The sequence below is a fragment of the Serratia sp. 506_PEND genome (assembly GCF_001076875.1).
GTDB classification, from domain to species: domain Bacteria; phylum Pseudomonadota; class Gammaproteobacteria; order Enterobacterales; family Enterobacteriaceae; genus Serratia; species Serratia marcescens.
This window is the reverse complement of record NZ_JVEL01000309.1, coordinates 1-2,281: the sequence shown is the minus strand read 5'-3', so window position 1 is coordinate 2,281 and position 2,281 is coordinate 1. Positions and strand designations below refer to the sequence as shown.

2 protein-coding genes and 1 pseudogene are annotated in these 2,281 nt (G+C 63.0%); 2 read left to right on the top strand and 1 reads right to left on the bottom strand.

Features of this window, described 5'->3' with window-relative positions; genetic code table 11:
• Together mdoH and ADK28_RS08495 are read left to right on the top strand one after the other, a co-directional pair.
• The coding region (gene mdoH / locus ADK28_RS32925) for a glucans biosynthesis glucosyltransferase MdoH (protein WP_239686227.1) at positions 1-1,611 on the top strand (1,611 nt) is incomplete at its 5' end.
• Positions 1,612-1,775: 164 nt separating this feature from the next.
• Entirely contained in the window at positions 1,776-2,021 is a 246-nt protein-coding gene (locus ADK28_RS08495; protein WP_015377417.1) for a YceK/YidQ family lipoprotein, read from the top strand.
• A 6-nt stretch (positions 2,022-2,027) separates the two neighbouring features.
• On the opposite strand, the pseudogene ADK28_RS08490 reads toward ADK28_RS08495, so the two are convergent.
• Positions 2,028-2,281: pseudogene (locus ADK28_RS08490) on the bottom strand (N-acetyltransferase); the annotation flags it as partial.

Below are 2,281 nucleotides of genomic sequence, written 5' to 3'. Positions count from 1 at the left end.
GGCCACGGCCGCATCTTCTATCGCCGCCGCCGCCGTCGCGTAAAACGCAAGAGCGGCAACATCGACGACTTCTGCCGTCGCTGGGGCGGTGAGTACAGCTACATGGTGATCCTGGATGCCGACAGCGTGATGAGCGGCGAATGCCTCACCGGGCTGGTGCGTCTGATGGAAGCCAACCCGAACGCCGGCATCATCCAGTCGGCGCCGAAGGCGTCCGGTATGGATACCCTGTATGCGCGCGTGCAGCAGTTCGCCACCCGCGTTTACGGGCCGTTGTTCACCGCCGGCCTGCATTTCTGGCAGCTGGGCGAGTCGCACTACTGGGGGCACAACGCTATCATCCGCGTGAAGCCGTTTATCGAGCACTGTGCGCTGGCGCCGCTGCCGGGCGAGGGCTCTTTCGCCGGGTCCATCTTGTCGCACGACTTCGTTGAAGCGGCGCTGATGCGCCGCGCCGGCTGGGGCGTGTGGATCGCTTACGATCTGCCGGGCAGTTATGAAGAGCTGCCGCCAAACCTGCTGGACGAGCTGAAGCGCGACCGTCGCTGGTGTCACGGCAACCTGATGAACTTCCGCCTGTTCCTGGTGAAAGGCATGCACCCGGTGCACCGCGCGGTGTTCCTGACCGGCGTCATGTCCTACCTGTCGGCGCCGCTGTGGTTCATGTTCCTGGCGCTCTCCACCGCCTTGCAGGTGGTGCATACCCTGATGGAACCGCAATACTTCCTGCAGCCACGGCAGCTGTTCCCGGTCTGGCCGCAGTGGCGGCCCGAGCTGGCGATAGCGCTGTTCTCCACCACGCTGGTGCTGCTGTTCCTGCCGAAGTTGCTCAGTATTGTGCTGATCTGGGCCAAGGGCGCGAAAGAGTACGGCGGGGCGTTCCGTCTGTTCATTTCGATGCTGATGGAAATGCTGTTCTCGGTGCTGCTGGCGCCGGTGCGCATGCTGTTCCATACCGTATTCGTGGTGAGCGCCTTCCTCGGTTGGGAAGTGGTGTGGAATTCGCCGCAGCGTGACGATGACGATACGCCGTGGGGGGAAGCGTTCCGCCGCCATGGCTCGCAGATGTTGCTGGGCCTGGTGTGGGCCGGCGGCATGGCGTGGCTGGATCTGCGCTTCCTGTGGTGGTTGGCGCCGATCGTGTTTTCGCTGATCCTGTCGCCGTTCGTGTCGGTGCTGTCGAGCCGCGCAACGCTGGGCATGAAAAGCAAACGCGCCAAGCTGTTCCTGATCCCGGAAGAGTACAATCCGCCGCGTGAGCTGTTGGCGACGGAAGAATATCTGCATCTCAATCGTAACCGCGCGCTGACCAACGGCTTTATGCATGCGGTGGTCAACCCATCCTTCAACGCACTGGCGACGGCGTTGGCGACGGCGCGTCACCATCTGCGCGCGACGCTCGATCGCAACCGTGAGGAGCGGGTGAACGAAGCGCTGCAGTTGGGACCGGAGAAGCTGGTGAAGGGCAAACGTCTGGAGCTGCTGAGCGATCCGGTCACGCTGGCTCGTTTGCATCAGCGCGTCTGGCTGTTGCCGGAAGGCGCCGCCTGGCGTGAGCACTATCAGCAGTTGCCGCACAACCCGCTGGCGCACCCTACGGGCCGGCGTTAATCGCTTAACGGCAACGCTCAGACGGGGAATGCGCATGGCGCATTCCCCGTTTTTTTTTACCTTTTGCTTACGTGCGCCGACGCCGGTGGAGAACGGGAACTGTGATAGACTGCGGCCGATGCGTTGTTCACTCGCGAAACAACCCCTTGCTCAGAGTCAATGTCGTGAAGCTCTCTTCCTACCTTCGGCTGGCCTGCGTGGCGGCCGGTGTGATGGCACTCACCGGCTGCGGCAGCATTATCAGCCGCACCGTGCCCGGCGCCGGGCATGGTCACCAGTATTATCCCGGCGTGCAGTGGGATCTGCGCGATACGCCCTGGCGCTATGTCACGGTGATAGACGTGCCGCTGTCGATGGTGGTGGACACCTTTATGCTGCCGTTTGATGCGCAGCATGGCCCCTACGAGTAATTTCGTTCAGCGGGTGGCGAACACCACCAGCTGATAGCCTTTCTGCCCGCAATGGAAAGGCGCCAGCGCCGTCATCCCCAGCCCTTGCACGTGAGCGGCCAACGAATGCGGATTGTCGTCGTCGATAAACAACGCGCCCAGGTCGTAATCATCGCGGGTGTGCGCTTTGACCGCGGCGTAGAGGCGCTTCAGCACGCCTTTGCCGCGCCAGGCGGCGGCGAGGCAGACGGGGCCGTAGAGAAATACCCGCTGCTCACGCA